This is a genomic window from Actinophytocola sp. KF-1 (assembly GCF_054661535.1).
The window spans coordinates 1151392-1168262 of record NZ_BAAFVK010000001.1; the positions used below are offsets into that span (position 1 = coordinate 1151392).

General features: G+C 70.9%; 22 protein-coding genes. 7 read left to right on the forward strand and 15 right to left on the reverse strand.

The features are described 5' to 3' along the window. The first annotated feature begins 4 nt into the window (after positions 1–4). Entirely contained in the window at positions 5–220 is a 216-nt protein-coding gene (locus ACYQ77_RS05515; protein ID WP_459707974.1) for a hypothetical protein, read from the forward strand. A 169-nt stretch (positions 221–389) separates the two neighbouring features. Further along, positions 390–797, forward strand: a complete 408-nt coding sequence (locus ACYQ77_RS05520; protein ID WP_459707975.1) for a hypothetical protein — start codon at positions 390–392, stop codon at positions 795–797. A 41-nt stretch (positions 798–838) separates the two neighbouring features. On the opposite strand, the gene ACYQ77_RS05525 is transcribed toward ACYQ77_RS05520, so the two are convergent. After that, entirely contained in the window at positions 839–3805 is a 2967-nt protein-coding gene (locus ACYQ77_RS05525; RefSeq protein WP_459707976.1) for a family 16 glycoside hydrolase, read from the reverse strand. Between the two features lie 214 nt (positions 3806–4019). Here ACYQ77_RS05525 and ACYQ77_RS05530 point away from each other — a divergent pair, with 214 nt between their 5' ends. Beyond that, positions 4020–5177 carry a hypothetical protein gene (locus ACYQ77_RS05530; protein WP_459707977.1) on the forward strand — a complete coding sequence of 386 codons (1158 nt, stop codon included), beginning with the start codon at positions 4020–4022 and terminating at the stop codon, positions 5175–5177. A 4-nt stretch (positions 5178–5181) separates the two neighbouring features. Here the strand turns inward: ACYQ77_RS05530 and ACYQ77_RS05535 are convergent, their stop codons facing one another. Genes ACYQ77_RS05535 through ACYQ77_RS05565 form a run of 7 tightly spaced genes read right to left on the reverse strand, consistent with a single transcriptional unit; the run spans position 5182 to position 9785 of the window. Next, on the reverse strand, positions 5182–5622 hold the full coding sequence (locus tag ACYQ77_RS05535; RefSeq protein ID WP_459707979.1) for an iron chaperone: 441 nt from the start codon (positions 5620–5622) through the stop codon (positions 5182–5184). A 56-nt stretch (positions 5623–5678) separates the two neighbouring features. Next, positions 5679–6137, reverse strand: coding sequence for a PAAR domain-containing protein (locus ACYQ77_RS05540; protein ID WP_459707982.1), 459 nt, complete (start codon positions 6135–6137; stop codon positions 5679–5681). Then, a complete protein-coding gene (locus ACYQ77_RS05545; RefSeq protein ID WP_459707984.1) occupies positions 6134–6307 on the reverse strand; it encodes a DUF397 domain-containing protein in 174 nt (57 codons plus the stop codon). Before ACYQ77_RS05545 ends, ACYQ77_RS05540 begins: the two co-directional genes overlap by 4 nt. A 5-nt stretch (positions 6308–6312) precedes the next feature. Next, the gene (locus ACYQ77_RS05550) at positions 6313–6501 is read right to left on the reverse strand and encodes a DUF397 domain-containing protein (protein WP_459707985.1); all 189 of its coding nucleotides are present in this window, start codon (positions 6499–6501) and stop codon (positions 6313–6315) included. 15 nt (positions 6502–6516) lie between these two features. Beyond that, positions 6517–7362: a helix-turn-helix domain-containing protein gene (locus ACYQ77_RS05555; RefSeq protein WP_459707987.1), complete on the reverse strand. Its 846-nt coding sequence runs from the start codon at positions 7360–7362 to the stop codon at positions 6517–6519. A gap of 53 nt (positions 7363–7415) precedes the next feature. After that, a complete protein-coding gene (locus ACYQ77_RS05560; RefSeq protein ID WP_459707989.1) occupies positions 7416–7739 on the reverse strand; it encodes a hypothetical protein in 324 nt (107 codons plus the stop codon). Positions 7740–7751: 12 nt separating this feature from the next. Further along, positions 7752–9785: an ATP-dependent DNA helicase gene (locus tag ACYQ77_RS05565; protein ID WP_459707991.1), complete on the reverse strand. Its 2034-nt coding sequence runs from the start codon at positions 9783–9785 to the stop codon at positions 7752–7754. Positions 9786–9911: 126 nt separating this feature from the next. On the opposite strand from ACYQ77_RS05565, the gene ACYQ77_RS05570 reads away from it, so the two are divergent. Continuing rightward, positions 9912–10550: a hypothetical protein gene (locus tag ACYQ77_RS05570; RefSeq protein ID WP_459707993.1), complete on the forward strand. Its 639-nt coding sequence runs from the start codon at positions 9912–9914 to the stop codon at positions 10548–10550. An 18-nt stretch (positions 10551–10568) separates the two neighbouring features. Here the strand turns inward: ACYQ77_RS05570 and ACYQ77_RS05575 are convergent, their stop codons facing one another. The 7 genes from ACYQ77_RS05575 to xrtP form a co-directional block, all read right to left on the reverse strand. Next, positions 10569–10892: a DUF6204 family protein gene (locus ACYQ77_RS05575; protein WP_459707994.1), complete on the reverse strand. Its 324-nt coding sequence runs from the start codon at positions 10890–10892 to the stop codon at positions 10569–10571. Next, positions 10889–11020, reverse strand: coding sequence for a hypothetical protein (locus ACYQ77_RS05580; protein ID WP_459707996.1), 132 nt, complete (start codon positions 11018–11020; stop codon positions 10889–10891). Before ACYQ77_RS05580 ends, ACYQ77_RS05575 begins: the two co-directional genes overlap by 4 nt. Before the next feature lie 37 nt (positions 11021–11057). Beyond that, positions 11058–11555 carry a hypothetical protein gene (locus tag ACYQ77_RS05585; RefSeq protein ID WP_459707998.1) on the reverse strand — a complete coding sequence of 166 codons (498 nt, stop codon included), beginning with the start codon at positions 11553–11555 and terminating at the stop codon, positions 11058–11060. 72 nt (positions 11556–11627) lie between these two features. Continuing rightward, positions 11628–11960 carry a DUF2238 domain-containing protein gene (locus ACYQ77_RS05590; protein WP_459708000.1) on the reverse strand — a complete coding sequence of 111 codons (333 nt, stop codon included), beginning with the start codon at positions 11958–11960 and terminating at the stop codon, positions 11628–11630. Positions 11961–12108: 148 nt separating this feature from the next. Next, on the reverse strand, positions 12109–12522 hold the full coding sequence (locus ACYQ77_RS05595) for an RDD family protein (protein WP_459708002.1): 414 nt from the start codon (positions 12520–12522) through the stop codon (positions 12109–12111). Between the two features lie 23 nt (positions 12523–12545). After that, on the reverse strand, positions 12546–13847 hold the full coding sequence (locus ACYQ77_RS05600) for a glycosyltransferase family 2 protein (protein WP_459708163.1): 1302 nt from the start codon (positions 13845–13847) through the stop codon (positions 12546–12548). A 44-nt stretch (positions 13848–13891) separates the two neighbouring features. Next, on the reverse strand, positions 13892–14449 hold the full coding sequence (gene xrtP / locus ACYQ77_RS05605; RefSeq protein ID WP_459708004.1) for an exosortase P: 558 nt from the start codon (positions 14447–14449) through the stop codon (positions 13892–13894). 263 nt (positions 14450–14712) lie between these two features. Between xrtP and ACYQ77_RS05610 the strand changes: the two genes are divergently transcribed. The 3 genes from ACYQ77_RS05610 (at position 14713) to wecB (ending at position 16835) form a co-directional block, all read left to right on the forward strand. Then, positions 14713–15444, forward strand: coding sequence for a choice-of-anchor P family protein (locus tag ACYQ77_RS05610; protein WP_459708006.1), 732 nt, complete (start codon positions 14713–14715; stop codon positions 15442–15444). A 16-nt stretch (positions 15445–15460) separates the two neighbouring features. Continuing rightward, positions 15461–15616, forward strand: a complete 156-nt coding sequence (locus tag ACYQ77_RS05615) for an LPXTG cell wall anchor domain-containing protein (RefSeq protein WP_459708008.1) — start codon at positions 15461–15463, stop codon at positions 15614–15616. Between the two features lie 67 nt (positions 15617–15683). Then, entirely contained in the window at positions 15684–16835 is a 1152-nt protein-coding gene (gene wecB / locus ACYQ77_RS05620) for a non-hydrolyzing UDP-N-acetylglucosamine 2-epimerase (protein ID WP_459708010.1), read from the forward strand. Positions 16836–16871: the final 36 nt, after the last annotated feature.

Consider the following 16871-nt stretch of genomic DNA (forward strand, 5'->3'; position numbering starts at 1 on the left):
CTCCGTGGGCCAGGAGCTGATCGCCCGCATCCACCAGGTCATGGCTCCGGCGAAGCGGGGGCGGCCGGTGTTGGGGTTCGATCAGCTCCTCGCCCACACACCCACCCTCGGCTATCACGGTGATCCGGCCGCGGCGCAAACGCCCGCCCACCATGACCCGACCGCCCAGGTCTGGAACCGCATCATCACCACCCTCGAGTACTACCGCCTCGGCTGGTGACCCCACTTCTGAAAACGCTCTCCGTGGCCGGGACAGCTCCGAGCGGTTCTGGTCCAGGTTCGAACGCGTCGAGGTGCAGGCGACCCCCACGGAAACACCTGTGCATCGACTCCGACAGGCTCGTCTGATCGGGTGCTCTCGTGGCCGGTGCCGCTTCTACGCTGTGCCTGTGTCCGAACCCGTGACTCCCCGCGAAGGCATGACCGTCAGCGTGCGTCTGCGGCGCGATGTCGTGATCACCGACCCCGGGCGGTTCCTCGCCGCGGCTCGGGCGGCCTACCGGGACCTCCACCCCGGCTGCGGCGACGCCGAGGCGGCTGAAGCGGTCGCCGACGTGACCGACGCCGTCTTCGCGCTGATCGAGCACACCTGGCCTGCGGGCGGCTCGTCCCTGTGGCCGGACTGGAACCGGCCCGAGGTCGGCAGGAACGCCCCGTTGCCCGGGGATCGGGAAACCGGGCAGCCCGACGGTCTGCACCCGGCGGGCTGGCTCCTGAAGGTGGACACCGAACCCCAGCCGCTCCAGGACTACGGCTGCTTCCTCCCGCCCGACCCCTTCGCGTCACCCGACGAGTGACCCCGGCCCCGGAGCGCGCGCTCCGGGACCGGGGTCACCGGTTACAGCCGTTCGATCCAGATCTTGCGGAACTTCGGGTTCGCACCGGGATCGCCGTGGTCCTGCAAGCGCAGGTGGCCCGGTGCCGGGCCCTCGGCCTGGCCGTTGCCGGTCTTGCCGTCGATGGCCACGTCGTCGTGCACCACCACGCCGTTCCACACCAGGGTGACCCGTGCGTCCGCGACCTTCGTGCCCGCGGCGTCGTAGCGGGCCGCGCGGAAGACGATGTCGTACGTCTGCCACTGGCCCGACGGCCGCGCCGCGTTCACGTCCGGCGGTTTCTTCAGGTAGATCGCGCCCGCCGTGTTGTTCTGCGGCGCCAGGCCGTACGACTCCAGGACCTGGATCTCGTACCGTTCCTGGATGTAGACGCCGCTGTTGCCGCGTGCCTGCCCGGTGACCTCCGGCGGGTAGTGCGGCTGGTACCACTCGACGTGCAGCCGGAAGTCGCCGAACCTCTCCTTCGTGCGGATGTCACCGCCCAGCGACTCGACCGCCCCGTCCGCGATCGGCCACGTCGCCGCGCCGCCCGACGTCTTCTCCCACGCGTCGAGGTTCGTCCCGTCGAACAGCGTGATCCGCTTCGTCGGCGCGACCGTGAGCTTGTCGAGGTTCACGTGCCCGATGTCGGTTTCCTCGTAGCGGTAGGAGATCGTGTTCGCGCCCTTGCGCAGCGGCACGGACTCCACGTGGTTCGCCCACCTGTTCCACGCGACCGTGCTCGCGAGCCAGACCTGTTTCACCTTCGTGCCGTTGACGTACAGGCTCATCGACCTCGGCGTGGGGCTCGGGTCGGCGTTCTGCCCGTTCGCGTACCGCAGCGTGAGGTCGTGCCTGCCCGCGCGGTCCGTGCGGACGGCGAACGTCGTGCCGGCGCCCGGCGCCCAGTTGCGGTCGACGAAACCGGCGCCCGAGTAGCCCGTGTGGTTGGTGTTCCAGCCGGTGCCACCGGCGAGTTGCGCGGACTCCGCCTCGTACTCGTTCGGCGCGGTCGTGCCGTCGGGCAGCCGGTTGAGCGTGTACCACGCCTCCGTGCTCCACAGCTCGTTCCCGGACGCCGACGCGAACGGGCGCGGCGAGTGCACGTACACCACGTGACCCGGCTTGAGACCGGCCAGCGTCAACGTCACCTTCCTGCGGTCCTCCGACAGCGTCGCCGACGTGACCGCCAGCGTCTCCTGGTCGATCTTCGGGCCGCCGTACTGCGGGGTCGCCACGTACCGCCACTGCTCCGCCTCGTACTTCGCGGCCAGGTCCTGCGCGGTCTCCTCCGACAGCGGCTGGGTGTACGTGATCTCGAAGCCGCCGTCGATCGCGTGCATGGAGTGGATGTCGAACGTGCGGGCCTGGTCGAAGGACAGCTTCTGCAGGCCGTGCTTGAGCTTGCCCGCCTGCCCCCAGTTCCCCTCCCAGCCGATGCCGCCGGTGTAGATGGCGCCGTCGGGACCGAGGCTGATCCGGCTGACGCCCGACTCGAGGCCCTGCGTCATCCGGAACACCGCGCCCTGGTACTCGCCGCCGACCTGCTCCAGGTACGCGCGCTGCAGACCGCCGTAGGTCACGTCACCGAACACCATCTGGCCCTTGAACACGCCGTTCGGCAGCATGAGCGGGTTGCTCGGCGAGTTGGAGATCTCCCCGTGCGGCAGCCACAGCACCGGCTCGGTCACCGGCTGGTCGTCGTACGGGCCGTCCGGGTTGGTGTGGTGGTTGTAGAACGCGCCCTGCTTGATCCGCACCAGCTTCGACGTCGGCACGTACATGCCCTGGTTGTCGGTGACGTACAGGTCGCCGCCCGGACCCCAGCCGAGGCCGTTCGGCGTGCGCAGCCCGCCGGCCACATAGGACACCTCGCCCGTCCACCGGTTGATCTTCAGTGTCGAGCCGCGGTTGGGCACCGGCTGCGGGTCGGCGGTCGCGCCGCCCGGCACCATCGCGATGCCCGTGGTGACGTAGAAGTAGCCCTTCTCGTACAGCAGGCCGAACGCGAACTCGTGGTAGTTCCCGCCGAACGGCCAGGTCGCGATCGTGCGGTGGTCGTCGGCGACCTCGTCGCCGTTCGTGTCGACGAGCGCCGTCAGACCGTCCTTTTCGGACACGTAGATCGTGCCGTCCACGTACGCGAGCCCCATCGGCTCCTGGAGTTCCGTGGCGATCTTCTTGTACGTCACCCGCGACGGGTCGGTGTTGCCGGTGACGCCGTCGACCAGGTACACCTCGCCGAGCACGGACTCCCGGTCGCCGCCCCACGTGCTGATCGCCAGACGACCGTCCGGCAGCCAGTCCATGCCGGTGACCTGCGGCTGGAAGCCGTCGGGGCGCAGGTTCGTGAGCGTGTAGTCGGGGTGCACGCCGTTCAGCGGCAGGCCGTCGCCGGGGGAGTCGGTGACGCCCTCGCACTCCTTGCGGCCCGGTGAGGTGACGCGGGTGACCTCGGCGTCGGTGCTCAGCACGCTGTTCGGCACGAGCGTGAACCCGTCCGCACCCGGCGGCTGCCACTCCAGCTTGAGCGCCTGCCCGAACTCACCGTCGAAGTGGTCGATGCGCAGGGCGTGGGGCCCGGCGGTGAGGGTGACCGACCCGTCCTTCGGGGTCGCGCCGTGCCTGCCCGGGTGGTCGACCACGGTGTCGCCGTCGAGCAGCAGTCGCGCACCGTCGTCGCTGGTGACCCGGAAGTGGTACTCGCCGGGGTCGTCGACGGTGAGGTATCCGGTGACCTCGGTGACGAACTTGTCCGCGATGCCGAAGTCCGCGGGGGTGGACCAGTTGATCGTCGGCATCAGCTTGTCGACGTTGGGGGTCTGGCCGGTCTTGAGCGTGCAGTAGTCGTCCAGGATCACCTGCACGTCGAACACCCGCATGGTGACGCCCGGTTCCTGGGGCGGGATGTCGGACCGCGCGGCGGAGGCCTGGACGGTGAGGAACGGGATCGTGGTGAGCGCGGCGAGCAAGGGGACCAACGGCCGCATGGAGGCTTACCTCCTCGGTGCTGACGACTCTGTCGCCTCACAGAAGAAGACAACTTTCGTCGCAAGTCAACAAAAGAAGGCTTGCTAGATGTGAAAGTGAGGCCGTTTGGACGACGTTTCGGACGAAAGCTAACCCATCTAGCCTAGGCAAGCGCTTTCCCGATATGATGGGCAGGAGTGATCACCTCGGATGCCCGCCCCGATAATCCACGGTGTGCGCGTCGACATCCCCGACATGACCCCTTCCACCCCCGCGACCGCGCTCGCCCACCACCCCGACGACGTCCTCGTCTCGACAGTGCTCGACGCGCGCCAGGACTGGTGGCGCCGGCGGACGTGTGCGCTCGCGCTGTCCGGCCGGATCGCCGCCGCGCACGTGCCCGCGCTGCTCGACGTGGTGCGGGACAGCCGGGTCACCACCGAGGTCAGGGCCGCGCTGCTGGACGTGCTGCCCCCGTCGGACGACCTGCTGACGTGGCTGCGCACCACCACCGACGACGCCTACAACCTCGACCTCGCCATCCTCCGCACCCGCGCCCGCCTCGGCGACCGGTCGGTCGCGCGGGACCTGGTCCGGTTGCGGGAAAGCGAGTGGCACCGCCGCCGCACGACCGCCGAACTCGGCATCGACCTGCTCGGCGAGCGGGCGGTGCTGGACGAGCTGGGCTTCGACTCCGCCCTGTCGCTGATGCTGTTCGGCCCGACACCGGCCGCGCGGGCGCTGGGCGTGCGGTGGTCGGACCCGGACATCACGCAGGCGCTCGCCGACGAGTCGCGGGCCGTGGCCCGCGAGGCCTACGACCGGCTCGCGAACGTCCCGGACCACCACGGGGAACTGCGGCGGATGGTCACGGACCGGGCGCCGGGACACCTGTGGGCGCTGGCCGTGCTGGCGGCCCGGGGCGAGCCGATCGCCGACCGGTGGGAGGCACTGGGACGGCCGCGGGTGGAGGTTCCCGGTCTGCCGGAGGACGTGCGGGAAGCGATTGTCCGCGAGTACGTCCCCGGTACCCGCGAGACCGATCCCCTGTGGCTGCTCGAAGCGGCCTGCCTGCCGGCCGCGGTACCCGAGGACGTGCTGCCCCGGGCGATGGCCGCGCTCGCACCGGTCAACCCGGAACGGCCGGTGCCCGCCGGCGACCACCACCGGCAGGGCGAGGGCACCTACCACGTCATCGAGACCGACGCCGGCCGCGTCACGGTGAGCACGCTCGGGCCGTTCTACTGGTCCGAGGGGGGACCCGACCTGCCGGGGTTCCGCCGCATCGACGACACCCTCGGCGGGATCGTGGTCACCGGTCTGCCGGTGTACTTCTTCGGGTCGCGGGAGCCCCTGACCGTCCACGACCTGCTGTTCTACTGGCAGGACTGACGGGTCACTTCACGGCCTGCTGCACGAGGGCCACGATCCGCGCCTCCACCTCGGGCGTGATCTCGAGGAGCGCGAAGGCCGTCGGCCACATCTGACCGTCGTCCAGCTTGGCGGCCTCCTCGAAGCCGAGCGTGGCGTAGCGGGCCTTGAACTTGGCGGCGGGCTGGAAGAAGACGACGTTCTTGCCGTCCAGTGCGTAGGCGGGCATGCCGTACCAGAGCTTCGGCGCGAGCATCGGCGCGGTGGCGGTGACGATCTCGTGGACGCGTTCGGCCAGCGCCCGGTCCTCGTCGTTCATCTCGGCGATCTTGTCGAGGAGGTCCTGCTTGGCCGCCTCGGCCTTGTCCACCTTCGACCCGCGGCGGGCCGCCTTCTTCATGTCGGCGGCGTGTTCCTTCATGGCGGCCCGCTCTTCGGCGGTGAACCCGTCGTATGTCTCGCTCATGTGGACAACGCTATGGCAGGCCGCTGACCAGCGCTTCTCGATTCCTGACCGGTTCGTCAGCAGGTGTCGGGTCCGTTCGTGCGGATCGCGATCAGGGAGTCGAGGTAGCGGGTGGGGAGCCGGTTGATCAGGTAGTGCGGCGGCAGCAGCCGCAGCCACCGCAGGAACGGCGCCGTGACGGCGTAGATGTGCAGCGTGAAGTGCCGGACGTCGTTCTCCTCGCCGACGACGACGTCCTCGGCGACCCAGCCCGTGTCGTCGAAGCGCAGCTCGGCGGCGAAGTACATGGTGGTCGCGTCGGGCGGCTGGATGAACAGGGCGGCGTGCCCCTCGGCGGGCAGCAGCCCGGTGCCGACGTAGTCCGCGCAGCGGGGGACCCTGGCGACGGGGTCGAAGGAGACCTGCGTGGACCGCGCGACGGGCGTCGGATGACCGGTGACCGGGTGCTCCCTGGCGGCCAGGACCGTCGCCGCGCAGATCGCGAGCACGGCGACGAGCACGGCCGTCCTGGTCATTTCACCGCGGTCAGGAGGGCCTTCCACGCGGCGGCCGGGACGTTGAGGACGGGGCCCTCGGTGTTCTTGGAGTCCCGCATGGCGGTCGCGCCGTCGAGCAGCGCCACCTCGACGCAGTTGTCGTTCCCGCCGCCTGTGCCGCCGCTGAAGCTGCTCTTGCGCCACTTCATGTCTCTCACCTCGTGGTGTCGAGCAGTGCTTGCCACGCGGAGTTGGGGAGGCGCAGGACCGGGCCCTCCGCGTTCTTCGAGTCCCGGAGAGCGGTCGCGTTCCCGAGGAGGGCGACCTCGACGCAGCTGTCGTTGCCGTCACCGCTTCCGCCACTGAGGCTGCTCTTCCGCCACCGCGCGCCGTTCAGGTTCACAGTGTCCGCCTCATCTCAGCTAGACCACATCTCGTCGGCCACCTGCTCGATCAGCGCGACGGACTCGTCGGGAGCCAGTGCGAGCGATCGAAGATGGGTGAACCTCAGTCTAGCCGGTTCGACGTGCTCGGATTTGTCTTGGCGCTCGTCGCCGAGGGTGTGGAAGACCTGCGCGATGCTGGGGTGGACACCGGGCGGGAAGTCCAGGATGTTGAACCCGCCGTAGGCGGCTTCCCACGTGAACCTCGAGGCGGGCAGCACCCGCAGGACGACCGTCGGCAACTCGTTGATCAGGGCGAGGTGGCGTAGCTGCGCTCGCATCACGGCCGGTGGGCCGACGGGGTTCCGCAGCGCGAACTCGTGGACCACGGCGTCCATCGCGAGCGGGTGGTCCTCGTCGGTGAGCCGTTCCTGGCGGGTCAGCCGCACCGCGAGCTGGTTCGCGATCCAGTCCTCGCGGCGTGGTTCGCGGCCGGACTGGAACATCGATCGTGCGTAGTCGGCTGTCTGCAGGAGGCCGGGAACCACCGCGATCTCGTAGCTGCTGATCCGGCTGGCGGCGGTTTCCAGTGCGACGAAGTCCTTGTCGGAGATGCCGTACTGCTTCCACCAGCCGGGCGCGCGGGCCTCGCGGATCATGTCGAGCACGTCGTCCATGCGTTCGTCGTAGACGTCCATCATGGATCGCAGGAGGTGGACGTTCACGCCGCCCGCCCCGTTCTCGAAACGGCTCAGCGCGCTCCGGGTGATCTCCAGGCGCGCCGCCGCCTCGACCACGGTCAGGCCCGCGTGCTGCCTGGCCATGCGGATGCGGCGGCCGACCTCCTGGCGCAGCACGACCGGGCTGATGTGTGTTGCCACATGACAAGGCTCCCCGCGCACGTGCGCATGCGGGATCTCACCACCCGATCGGGCTACTTCTTCCGTTGCCACACCACGAAAAGGCCGTCTTCGACGGTCGTCATGGCCTCGATGAAGGCGTCGTTGTCGAAATCTGGCAGCGATTGCAGACGGCTCATCAGGTCGTCGGCCGACGGGTGGCCCGCCGGGACCGCGCAACCGCCGCCGCCTTCCGCGACCAGCAGGAAGAACACGTCTTCCTTCCAGGGGCCTTCCGGGGTGGTCCTGATCGCGACCTCCGACAGCTTCGCCCAGGTCACCGACTCCTCGGAGCCGTCGGCCAGTTGCCGCCGGACGCCGTCGTCGTCGACCGTGATGCCGGTGTCAGCAGTGGACACGCATTCTCCTTCTCAGTTCGCCGCGGTGTTCAGACGGCCGAGCGCCGCCCTGACCACCCCGGGGTCGCTCGTCGTCCAGTAGCTCGGCAGTGACGAGCGCAGGAAGCCGCCGTAGCGCGCGGTGGCCAGGCGGGGGTCGAGGATCGCGATGACACCGCGATCGTCCGTGCTGCGCAGCAGGCGGCCCGTGCCCTGCGCCAGCAGCAGCGCGGCGTGGGTGGCCGCGACCGACAGGAAACCGTTGCCACCGCGTGCTTCCACGGCCCGCTGCCGTGCCGACGCCAGCGGATCGTCGGGGCGGGGGAACGGGATGCGGTCGACGATCACCAGCTGCAGCGACGGACCGGGCACGTCCACGCCCTGCCACAGCGACAGCGTGCCGAACAGGCAGGTGGCCTCGTCCTCGGCGAACTTGCGCACCAGCAGCGCCGTCGAGTCCTCGCCCTGGCACAGGATCTCCAGGCCGCTGCGCTTGCGCAGCTCCTCGGTGGCCTGCTTCGCCGCGCGCATGGACGAGAACAGGCCGAGGGTGCGGCCGCCCGCCGCCTCCATCAGCTCCCGGATCTCGTCCAGGTACGCGGGCGGCAGCCCGTCCCGGCCCGGCGGCGGCAGGTGTTTCGCCAGGTAGAGGATGCCCTTGCGGGCGTGGTCGAACGGCGACCCCACGTCCAGCGACGTCCACTTCGGACCCTCGATGGACTTCTCCGTCGCGGCGCCCGGCAGCTGCTCGCTCGGACCGCTCTCCGGCGGCAGGCCCCACGACCGCGCCATGGAGTCGAAATTGCCGCCCAGGGTGAGGGTCGCCGAGGTCAGCACGGTCGTGTTCACACCGAACAGCCGCTCCCGCAGCAGCCCGGACACCGCCAGCGGCGCCACCCTGATGGTCGGCGGCCGGGGCGGGCCGTTGCCGCTGTCACCGGTCCGCCACACGACGTCCCGCCGCTGCGACACGTCGCCGTCCCACGCGTCGAGCAGCCGGACCGCGGTGTCGTGCACCTCTTCCAGCTGCGACAGGGCGAGCTTGCGCATGGTCTGCACGTCCACGTCGCCGGACTTCTCGTTGCCCAGCCCGGTGATGCACGCGTGCGCGGCGTCCCGCAGCGCGACCAGCGTGCCGGACAGCGGCTTGGGCATCTCGTCCAGCCGCCCGACCGGCAGGTCCTCCATGATCAGCGCGAGTCCGTCGCCCGCCTCCATCAACCGGTCGGCGATCTCCTGGTCGACGACCCGGCTCGCGCGGCGGGCGGCCGCGTGCACGACACCGGAGGTCAGCTCCGCGGTCGCGACCGAGGTGACGCGGTCGACCAGGTCGTGGGCCTCGTCGACGATCACCAGGTCGTGCTCGGGCAGCACCTGGTAGCCCTGCAGCGCGTCGATGGCCAGCAGGGCGTGGTTGGTGACGATCAGGTCCGAGCGGCCGGCCTCCTCGCGGGCCTTCTCGGCGAAGCAGTCGGCGCCCATCGGGCAGCGGGCCTTGCCGAGGCACTCCCGCGCCGACACCGACACCGACCGCCACGCCTGCTCGGACACGCCGGGCACCAGCTCGTCGCGGTCGCCGGTCTCGGTGTCGGACACCCACTCGTGCAGCCGCTTCACCTCGCGGCCGATCCGCGACACCTCGAACGGGTCGAACAGCGCGGCGTCGTCCGCGTCGTCCTCCACGCCGCTGTCCAGCTTGTTCAGGCACAGGTAGTTGCGGCGGCCCTTGAGGATCGCGAACGTCGGCTTGCGGCCCAGCGGCTTGGACAGCGCCTTCTCCAGCCGCGGCAGGTCGCGGTCGACGAGCTGGCGCTGCAGCGCGATCGTCGAGGTCGAGACGACGACCGTCGACTCGGTGGCCACCGCGTGCCGCAGGGCCGGGACCAGGTACGCGAGCGACTTGCCGGTGCCGGTGCCCGCCTGGACGGCCAGGTGGTCGCCGGTGCGGATCGCGCGGCCCACCGCCTCGGCCATGGCGACCTGGCCAGGGCGTTCCTTGCCGCCGACCGCCTCGACCGCGATCGAGAGCAGCTCGTTCACCCCGGGGAGGTCGGCAGAAGACGGCACGAGCAGACCGTACCTCCGACCCCCGACAGTCCCGCGCAGCCACCCGGGTAGCTCGACCGGGTTGTCTGTGTGCACGACCGAGTGGCAGCCCTGGCCTGCGGCGCGGGTGCGAGATTTCCTCGTGCCATGACACTGCGAAGAACACTCAGCGTGGCGGTCCTGACCGCGGCGGGCCTGGCGCTCGCGGTGGTCCCGGCGCAGGCGTCCCCCGGCGACGCGGTCGCGGAGGGCTGGGCGGGCGCGGTCACCATCGGTGACGTGACCGTCGAGCCGATCGCCCCGTGCAGCACGGAGGGGGCGCTCACGGGCCAGTCGGGTGAGGTGTCCGTGCCGAACGTGGTGACCTACTCGTCCGGCACCAGCACGTGCACCGTCGACGACGCGGGCGAGATCGCCAAGACCACCGTGACCGGCGGCCGGTTCCGCTTCGACGGGCTGCGGCAGTACGGCGGCCCCCGGATCCGCCTGTCCAGCTACACCGCGAAGTGCGCGACCACGTTGACGGGCAGCAGCTCGTCGATCCAGTTCTCCGGGCTGTCCGGGGTGAGCGTGCCGTCGCAGCTGCCGACGAACCACGTCGTCACCATCCCGGGCGGGCCGAACGGCAAGCCGAAGGCCACGGTGACGTTCAACGAGCTGGTGCTCCCCAGCCCGCCGGACGGCAGCATGACCGTGCACCTGATGCACATCCGGATGTTCCCGCAGGGCGGACCGACGTCCGGGGACGCGTACGTGGGCACGGTGCACTGCTCGCCCGTGTCGTGAGGTCCGGCGGCGCCGGTGCTACCGGCGCCGCTTCACCTTGATGGTGTCCATGTCGGTCGCGGCCGCCTTGAGGTCGCGGAAGTCAACGCCGAGGTCCTCCACCGCGCGGGCGGCGAGCGCCTTGCCCCGGTCGCACACGGCCCGCTCGTCCTTCTCCTTGAGCTGCACGCGGAAGGAGAAGAAGTCGAGCGCGTGGTCGTAGGCGAGGGACCCGGCCTCGGTGAACCCCGCTGTGAGCATGTCGTGCTGCGCGGCGACGGCCTTCAGCCGTGTCCGGCCCGCGTCGTCCAGGTCGGCGAACCGGCCGCGCACCAGCACGCGGTAGGTGTGTTCCTCGGTCATGCGTTCTCCTTGCGCGCGACGAAGACGTACTCGCGGCTGTCGGGGTCCTGGGCATGCGCGGGGATGTCCTCGGTCATGTGTGCCGACCAGTCCGCGTACCGGTCCGCGAGCGCCTCGTCCCAGCTCACCCGGGCAGGCTCCCACCCGGTGGCGGGTGCGGGCCACTCAATTGCGCCACGGGACGGTCGCCGCCGCGGCGGGATCGGTGAACGCGAGCACGGACTCGTCGAGGCGGCAGAAGTACAGGTCGTCGCCGCGGTCCTCGTACGCCTCGCCCGCGAGGAGCAGCAGCGGCCGCGTCCCGATGACGAGGTGCACCGCCGCCGGCACGCCGTCCTCGATGCGCACGGTCACGTCGTCGATCCGGCCGGTCGGCAGCTCGGCCAGGTGCCGCTCCCGGTAGATCCCGCCGTTGAACGAGGGGCCGGGCGGCTGGGTCCACAGGCCCCACGCGTCGTCGTCCTGGTAGGTGACGATGGAGAGCACCTCGCCGTCCAGTGTCGCGTCGAGGCTGAGCAACTGGAGGAACGGCGCGCGCGGGTCCGTGAACCGCGGCGGGTCCTCGAAGAACGCCATCTCCACACCGGTCCACGTGCGCACCGTCCGGCCACGCAGTGCGGTGAACTCCCGCACGCGTTCGTTCAGCCAGTCCGCTCGCGCCACCGCGTGAGTATCGCGGCGTGCAGTGGCGTGTGGCGAACCAGTTGTAGGCCTCGGCCATGTCGGGCGCGAGCGTCACCGCGATGCTCCACTCGAACAGCTCGTACAGCGCACTGGTCGCGAGCACGAGCCGATCGAAGTGGTTGCGCTGCCGCCGAACACGGCCGACATCCGGAACCCGAACAACGCGGAGGTCCAGTCGTCGTACGGGACGTACGAGTACAGCCAGCGCGCGGCGATCGTGTGCAGGGTCAGGAAGACCAGCGCCCACACCCACACGCGGACCGGCAGCCCGACCCGCCTGTGCACCCACAACAGGACGCCGACCGCGACCGCCGTGAGGGAGCTGTGCATCGCCTGCTCGACCGGCCACGACGGGGCCCACCACGTCGCCGCGGCGAACACCACCAGCCCCCGGATCGCCGGTGCAGCCTGCCGGAGGCCCGGAGTGCCAGGTCGCGGAGTTACCGAACTGGAACCACGTGGGCAGGGCCCGTCGTCCGCAATCGCCGCGATCCACTCCGCGGACTCGATACGCCCACACCCACCATGGCCATCAGGCCACCACGCAGATCCGCTTCAGCTCGCCCGCGGGCGAGGCGTTGCTCACCACGACCGCGACGATCAGCAGGGGGAGCAGGATCGTCCGCACCAGCATGACCCACGGGCCCTGCCAGCCGGGCCGCCGCCCGTCGCGCGCCCTGACCAGCCGCGTGCCGGTGAGCACGCCACCGAGCGCGCGGCCGCCGGCGAAGAACAGCCCGTACAGCAGCGGCACCACGAACAGCAGCGCGAGCGCGATGACCGTGACGACGTCGTCGTCGAGCGGCCGGGCCCGGTCGACCAGCGCCAGCGCCACGAACGCGACGGCGTACAGCAGCACGAACACCACGAAGTCGATCAGCCAGGCGGCGAACCGCCTGCCGTCACCGGCGCGCGCGAAGGGCGTGCCGTCGGCGAAGTGGGACATGCGGGCATTGTCCGCGAGCGCGCTCAGTGATCGAGCGCCACCACGCCCGTGTGCTCCTCGGTGTTGCGCCGCGTCTTCACCCAGCCGTTGCGGCCGCGCACCAACCGGTACAGCGCCCGCCACGAGGTGATGTAGAACGTGTAGATGTAGACCGCGTAGGCGAACCCGTAGAACACGCCCCGCGCCACGCCCACCGACGGTTCGCACCGCGACCGGTAGACCGGCCCCCACACGAGGAACGGCAGCAGCCCGAACGAGCCGTACACGGCGAACAGCAGCCACGCCCCGCCCGCGAACCACTCCCACACCGCCGTGGGGTCCGCCGACGCGCGGATGCCCAGCAGCAGGAACGGGATCGGGTACACGAGCGTGCCGAGCAACTGCAGCCACGGCTGGGCGAGGTAGTAGAGCATCTCCGCGGCGCCCAATGTGGACAGGTGCCGGGAGTCCCAGATCCGCCGCACGTAACGGGCGCACTGCATCGTGCCCTGGCCCCACCTCGTCCGCTGCCACAGGAACCGGCGCAGGCTGTACAGCCCCTCCTGCGCCACGTGCGTGTCGCGGGTGAAGCCGGTGCGCCAGCCGACGGTCAGCAGGTGCACGCCCAGCTCGAAGTCCTCCAGCAGCGCGCCCCGCCACGGCCCCGACTCGTCGGCGATCGACGCGAGCGCGGTCAGGCGGGTGAACTGCCCGTTGCCGCCCATCGAGATCGTGCCGGTCACGCCGCGCGAGGTCTGGATGGCGGCGATGGCCGTGCGGAACTCGAGGTCCTGCATGCGCACGAGCCCGGCGCCGAACCGCTTGCCCAGCCACGAACCCCGCGACGGCAGCACGCCCCGGTTGCTCATCCACACGTCGACCTGCACGGCGCCGACCTCGGGGTCGCCGAACAGGTGGTCCGCGGCGCACACCGCGAGGCAGTCGGGCGCGGGCCGCCCGTCGGCGTCCACCACGACGACCACAGTGGACTCCCGGTCGGCCTCCGGCAGGAACGCCAGCAACTCCCGGTAGGCGGCGTTGAGCGCGTCCCCCTTTCCGGTGCGGGCGTGCGGGCGCACCCGGCACACGAGGTGCACGCGCGGGTCGTCGAACCCGGCCACCACCGCGGCGGTGTCGTCGTCGGACGCGTCGTCGATCACCCACACCCGCGCCCGCGGGAACGTCGTCAGCAGGTAGGAGACGGTGTCGCCGATGACCGCCTCCTCGTCCCGGCAGGGCACGAAGAAGTGCCAGTCGAAGGCGTCCGGGTCGCCGGGCGTGGCCGGCTTGTGCCGCAGGTACGGGATCACGATGAGGCAGACGTAGGTCAGGAAGGCGACGCTCATGGTGAGCGCAAGCGCCTGCGTCACGCCGAGGATGACGGGCAGGCTCACGCGGCGGCCTTCTTCCCGGTCTCCTTCTCCGGGGCGCGCGTGGCCAGCCACACGAAGAGCACGAGCGCGGCGGCGCCGCCGATGACGCTGATGAGCGACCCGAACATGGTGTGCCCCAGGTAGTAGCCGCGGTCGGTGCCCATCCAGTTGACCAGCCCGACCAGCATCAGCAGCCGCAGCTGGTTGACCAGGATCAGCGCGACCACGGCGATGCCGAGCGCCCCGATCACCTGGCGGGTGATCCGCGGCCGCAGCACGATCATCACCGCGCCCACCAGGAACAGCGGCAGCAGCAGGAACGCCGACGTGCACTCCGGCGACATCCGCAGCCCGAACGGCGTGTCCCCGCCGAGTCCGAAGTAGACCGACTGGCGCTGCTCCGCGACGTACACGCCGTCGGAGGTGAACAGCCGGATCAGCCCGCCCGCGAGCGTCATCTCGACGGTCCGGTACGCGCGCTGCCACACGACCAGCGAAACGGCGACGAGCAGGAGCACCACGGCGAGTGCCCGGTGCCAGGGAATGGGCCTGGGGAACGCGTTGGCCACGGTCACGGGTGCCTCGAATCGTGAATCCGACAGGGGACAGCTCACGATCTTCCGGCCAAGCACCGGGTTCGGTACATCGCTTGATCGGGTGATATCGGCGCTGGTCAGGTTGCTCAGAGGTGATCAATTTCGGCGGGCGTCACGCTCGATCGTGAAGATCGACCTCTTTCCGGTCATAGTCGGAAAACTTTGTATCCCTCCGAACCCGTTGCCGCGATAACTAATCGCACGGCGCTGCCGTGCCGGCGAGAAAATCGGAGGAAACACACATGCGCATGCGATTTGCAGGCCGTGGCGGTGCCATCGGGGTGGCCGTCGCGGCGTCGCTGGTGCTCGGCGCGATGCCCGCGTCGGCAGCGCCGGGCGACGGCTCGGCGTACGCGGTGAAGGTGGCCGTGACGCTGCTCGGCCAGCCCGCGGTGAACGTCGGCCCGCTCGCGCCGTCCAACACCAACGGCCCGACGTCGGCGAGCCTCGCGAGCGTCAACGTGCCGGGGATCGTCACGACCGGTTTGGTGACCAGCGAGGCCACCCTGAACGAGGAGACCGGCGAGGTACACGCCCAGGCCGACATCGCGAACGTCAACATCGGCCTCTCGGCGTTGACGGGCTCGATCGGCGCCGTCAACGCGACCTGCGACGCCACCCAGGCCGGCACGAGCGGCTCGGCGAACCTGGTCAACGTGCAGCTGCCCGGGGTGTCCGTGCCGGTGAACCCGGCGCCGAACACCACGGTCAACCTGCCGCTGGTGTCGATCGTCTTCAACGAGCAGATCGAGAACCCCGACGGCAGCCTGACCGTCAACGCGGTGCACATCAAGCTGAACGCGCTGGTCGGCACGGGCGACATCGTCCTGGCCTCGGCCACGTGCGGCCCGGCCGCGCCGCCGGTGCCGCTCGCGTCCGGCGCGGGCCTGTGGCTCGGCCTCGGGCTGCTCGGCCTCGCCGCGATCCCGGTCGGCGGCATGGTGGTCCGCAAGCGTCGCGCCGCGGCCGTCTGAGGCGGGGAGTCGCACCGTGTACCGAGCACCGACCGGAGGTGCCATCGGCGGCGCCGGTGGGCTCGCGATGACCGGCAGTGACGTCGGCTGGTGGATCGCACTGGGCATCGTCCTGGTGATCTCCGGCCTGCTGGCGACGCACTCCGCGCGGCGCAGGCGAAGCGCCGACTGATTCGCACAACCGTGGCGGCGGCCCCGTTGCCGGGGCCGCCGCCCGACCCACCCGTCCCAGGGGAGTGATGGAAGAAGTCCTGCTGCTCGTCGGCACCCGCCCGGAGGCGGTCAAGGCCGCCCCGGTGGCGCTGTGCCTCGCCGAGCACCAACACCTGCGGCCCGCGATCGTCCACAGCGGACAGCACGCGGACATGGTCGAGCAGGCGCTCGCGCCGTTCGGCCTGCGTCCGGACGAGTCCCTGCGCTACCCGCGCGAGAACGGCGGCCAGGCCGAGCTGTTCGCGCGGCTGCTGCCCGCGCTCGACGCCGTGCTGACCAGACGCCGCCCCGCCGCGGTGCTGGTGCAGGGCGACACGACGACCGCGCTGACCGGCGCGCTGGCCGCGTTCTGGTGCCGGATCCCGGTCGTGCACCTGGAAGCGGGCCTGCGCACCGGCGACCTGACCGCGCCGTTCCCGGAGGAGGCGAACCGCCAGCTGGTGGCGCGGATCGCCGCACTGCACCTGGCCCCGACCCCCGCCGCGGCGGCGGCACTGGCGGCCGAGTCCCTGTCCGGCGGTCCGGTCGTGGTCACCGGCAACACGGTCGTGGACGCGGCGCTGCGGATCGCCGCGCTGGCCGCGCCCGCCGAGAACCCGGACCTGGTCGCGGTGGAACAGGAGCTGGAGGCCCACGGCGGCAGGCTGGTCCTGGTGACCGCCCACCGCCGCGAGTCGTGGGGCGAGCCGCTGGACGAGGTGCTGGCCGCGGTGGCCGCGCTCGCGGAACGGCACCCGGACGTGCGGGTGCTGCTGCCGATGCACCCGAACCCGGCGGTCCGCGCCCAGGTGGTGGCGGCACTGGGCACGCACCCCCGGGTGACGCTCACCGAACCGTTGGCCTACCCCGACCTGGTCCGCGTCCTGCGCAGGGCCGCGCTGGTGCTGACGGATTCGGGCGGCATCCAGGAGGAGGCGCCGAGCTTCGGCGTGCCGGTGCTGGTGCTGCGCGAGGTGACGGAACGCATGGAGGCCGTGCACGCCGGTTGCGCGTGGCTGGTGGGCACGGACCGCGCGCGAATCCTGCTGGAGGCGGACGAGATGCTGCAGACGCGGCTGCGCGTCCCCTTGCACAACAACCCGTTCGGCGACGGCAACGCGGCTACCCGGGTGTGCACGGCGATCGCGGACCTGCTGGCGGCGACCCCGGCGACCGAGGTCCTCGTCCCGGCGGTGTGACCCGGCCCGGGCAGCGAAGCGGCCACCCGGCCACCG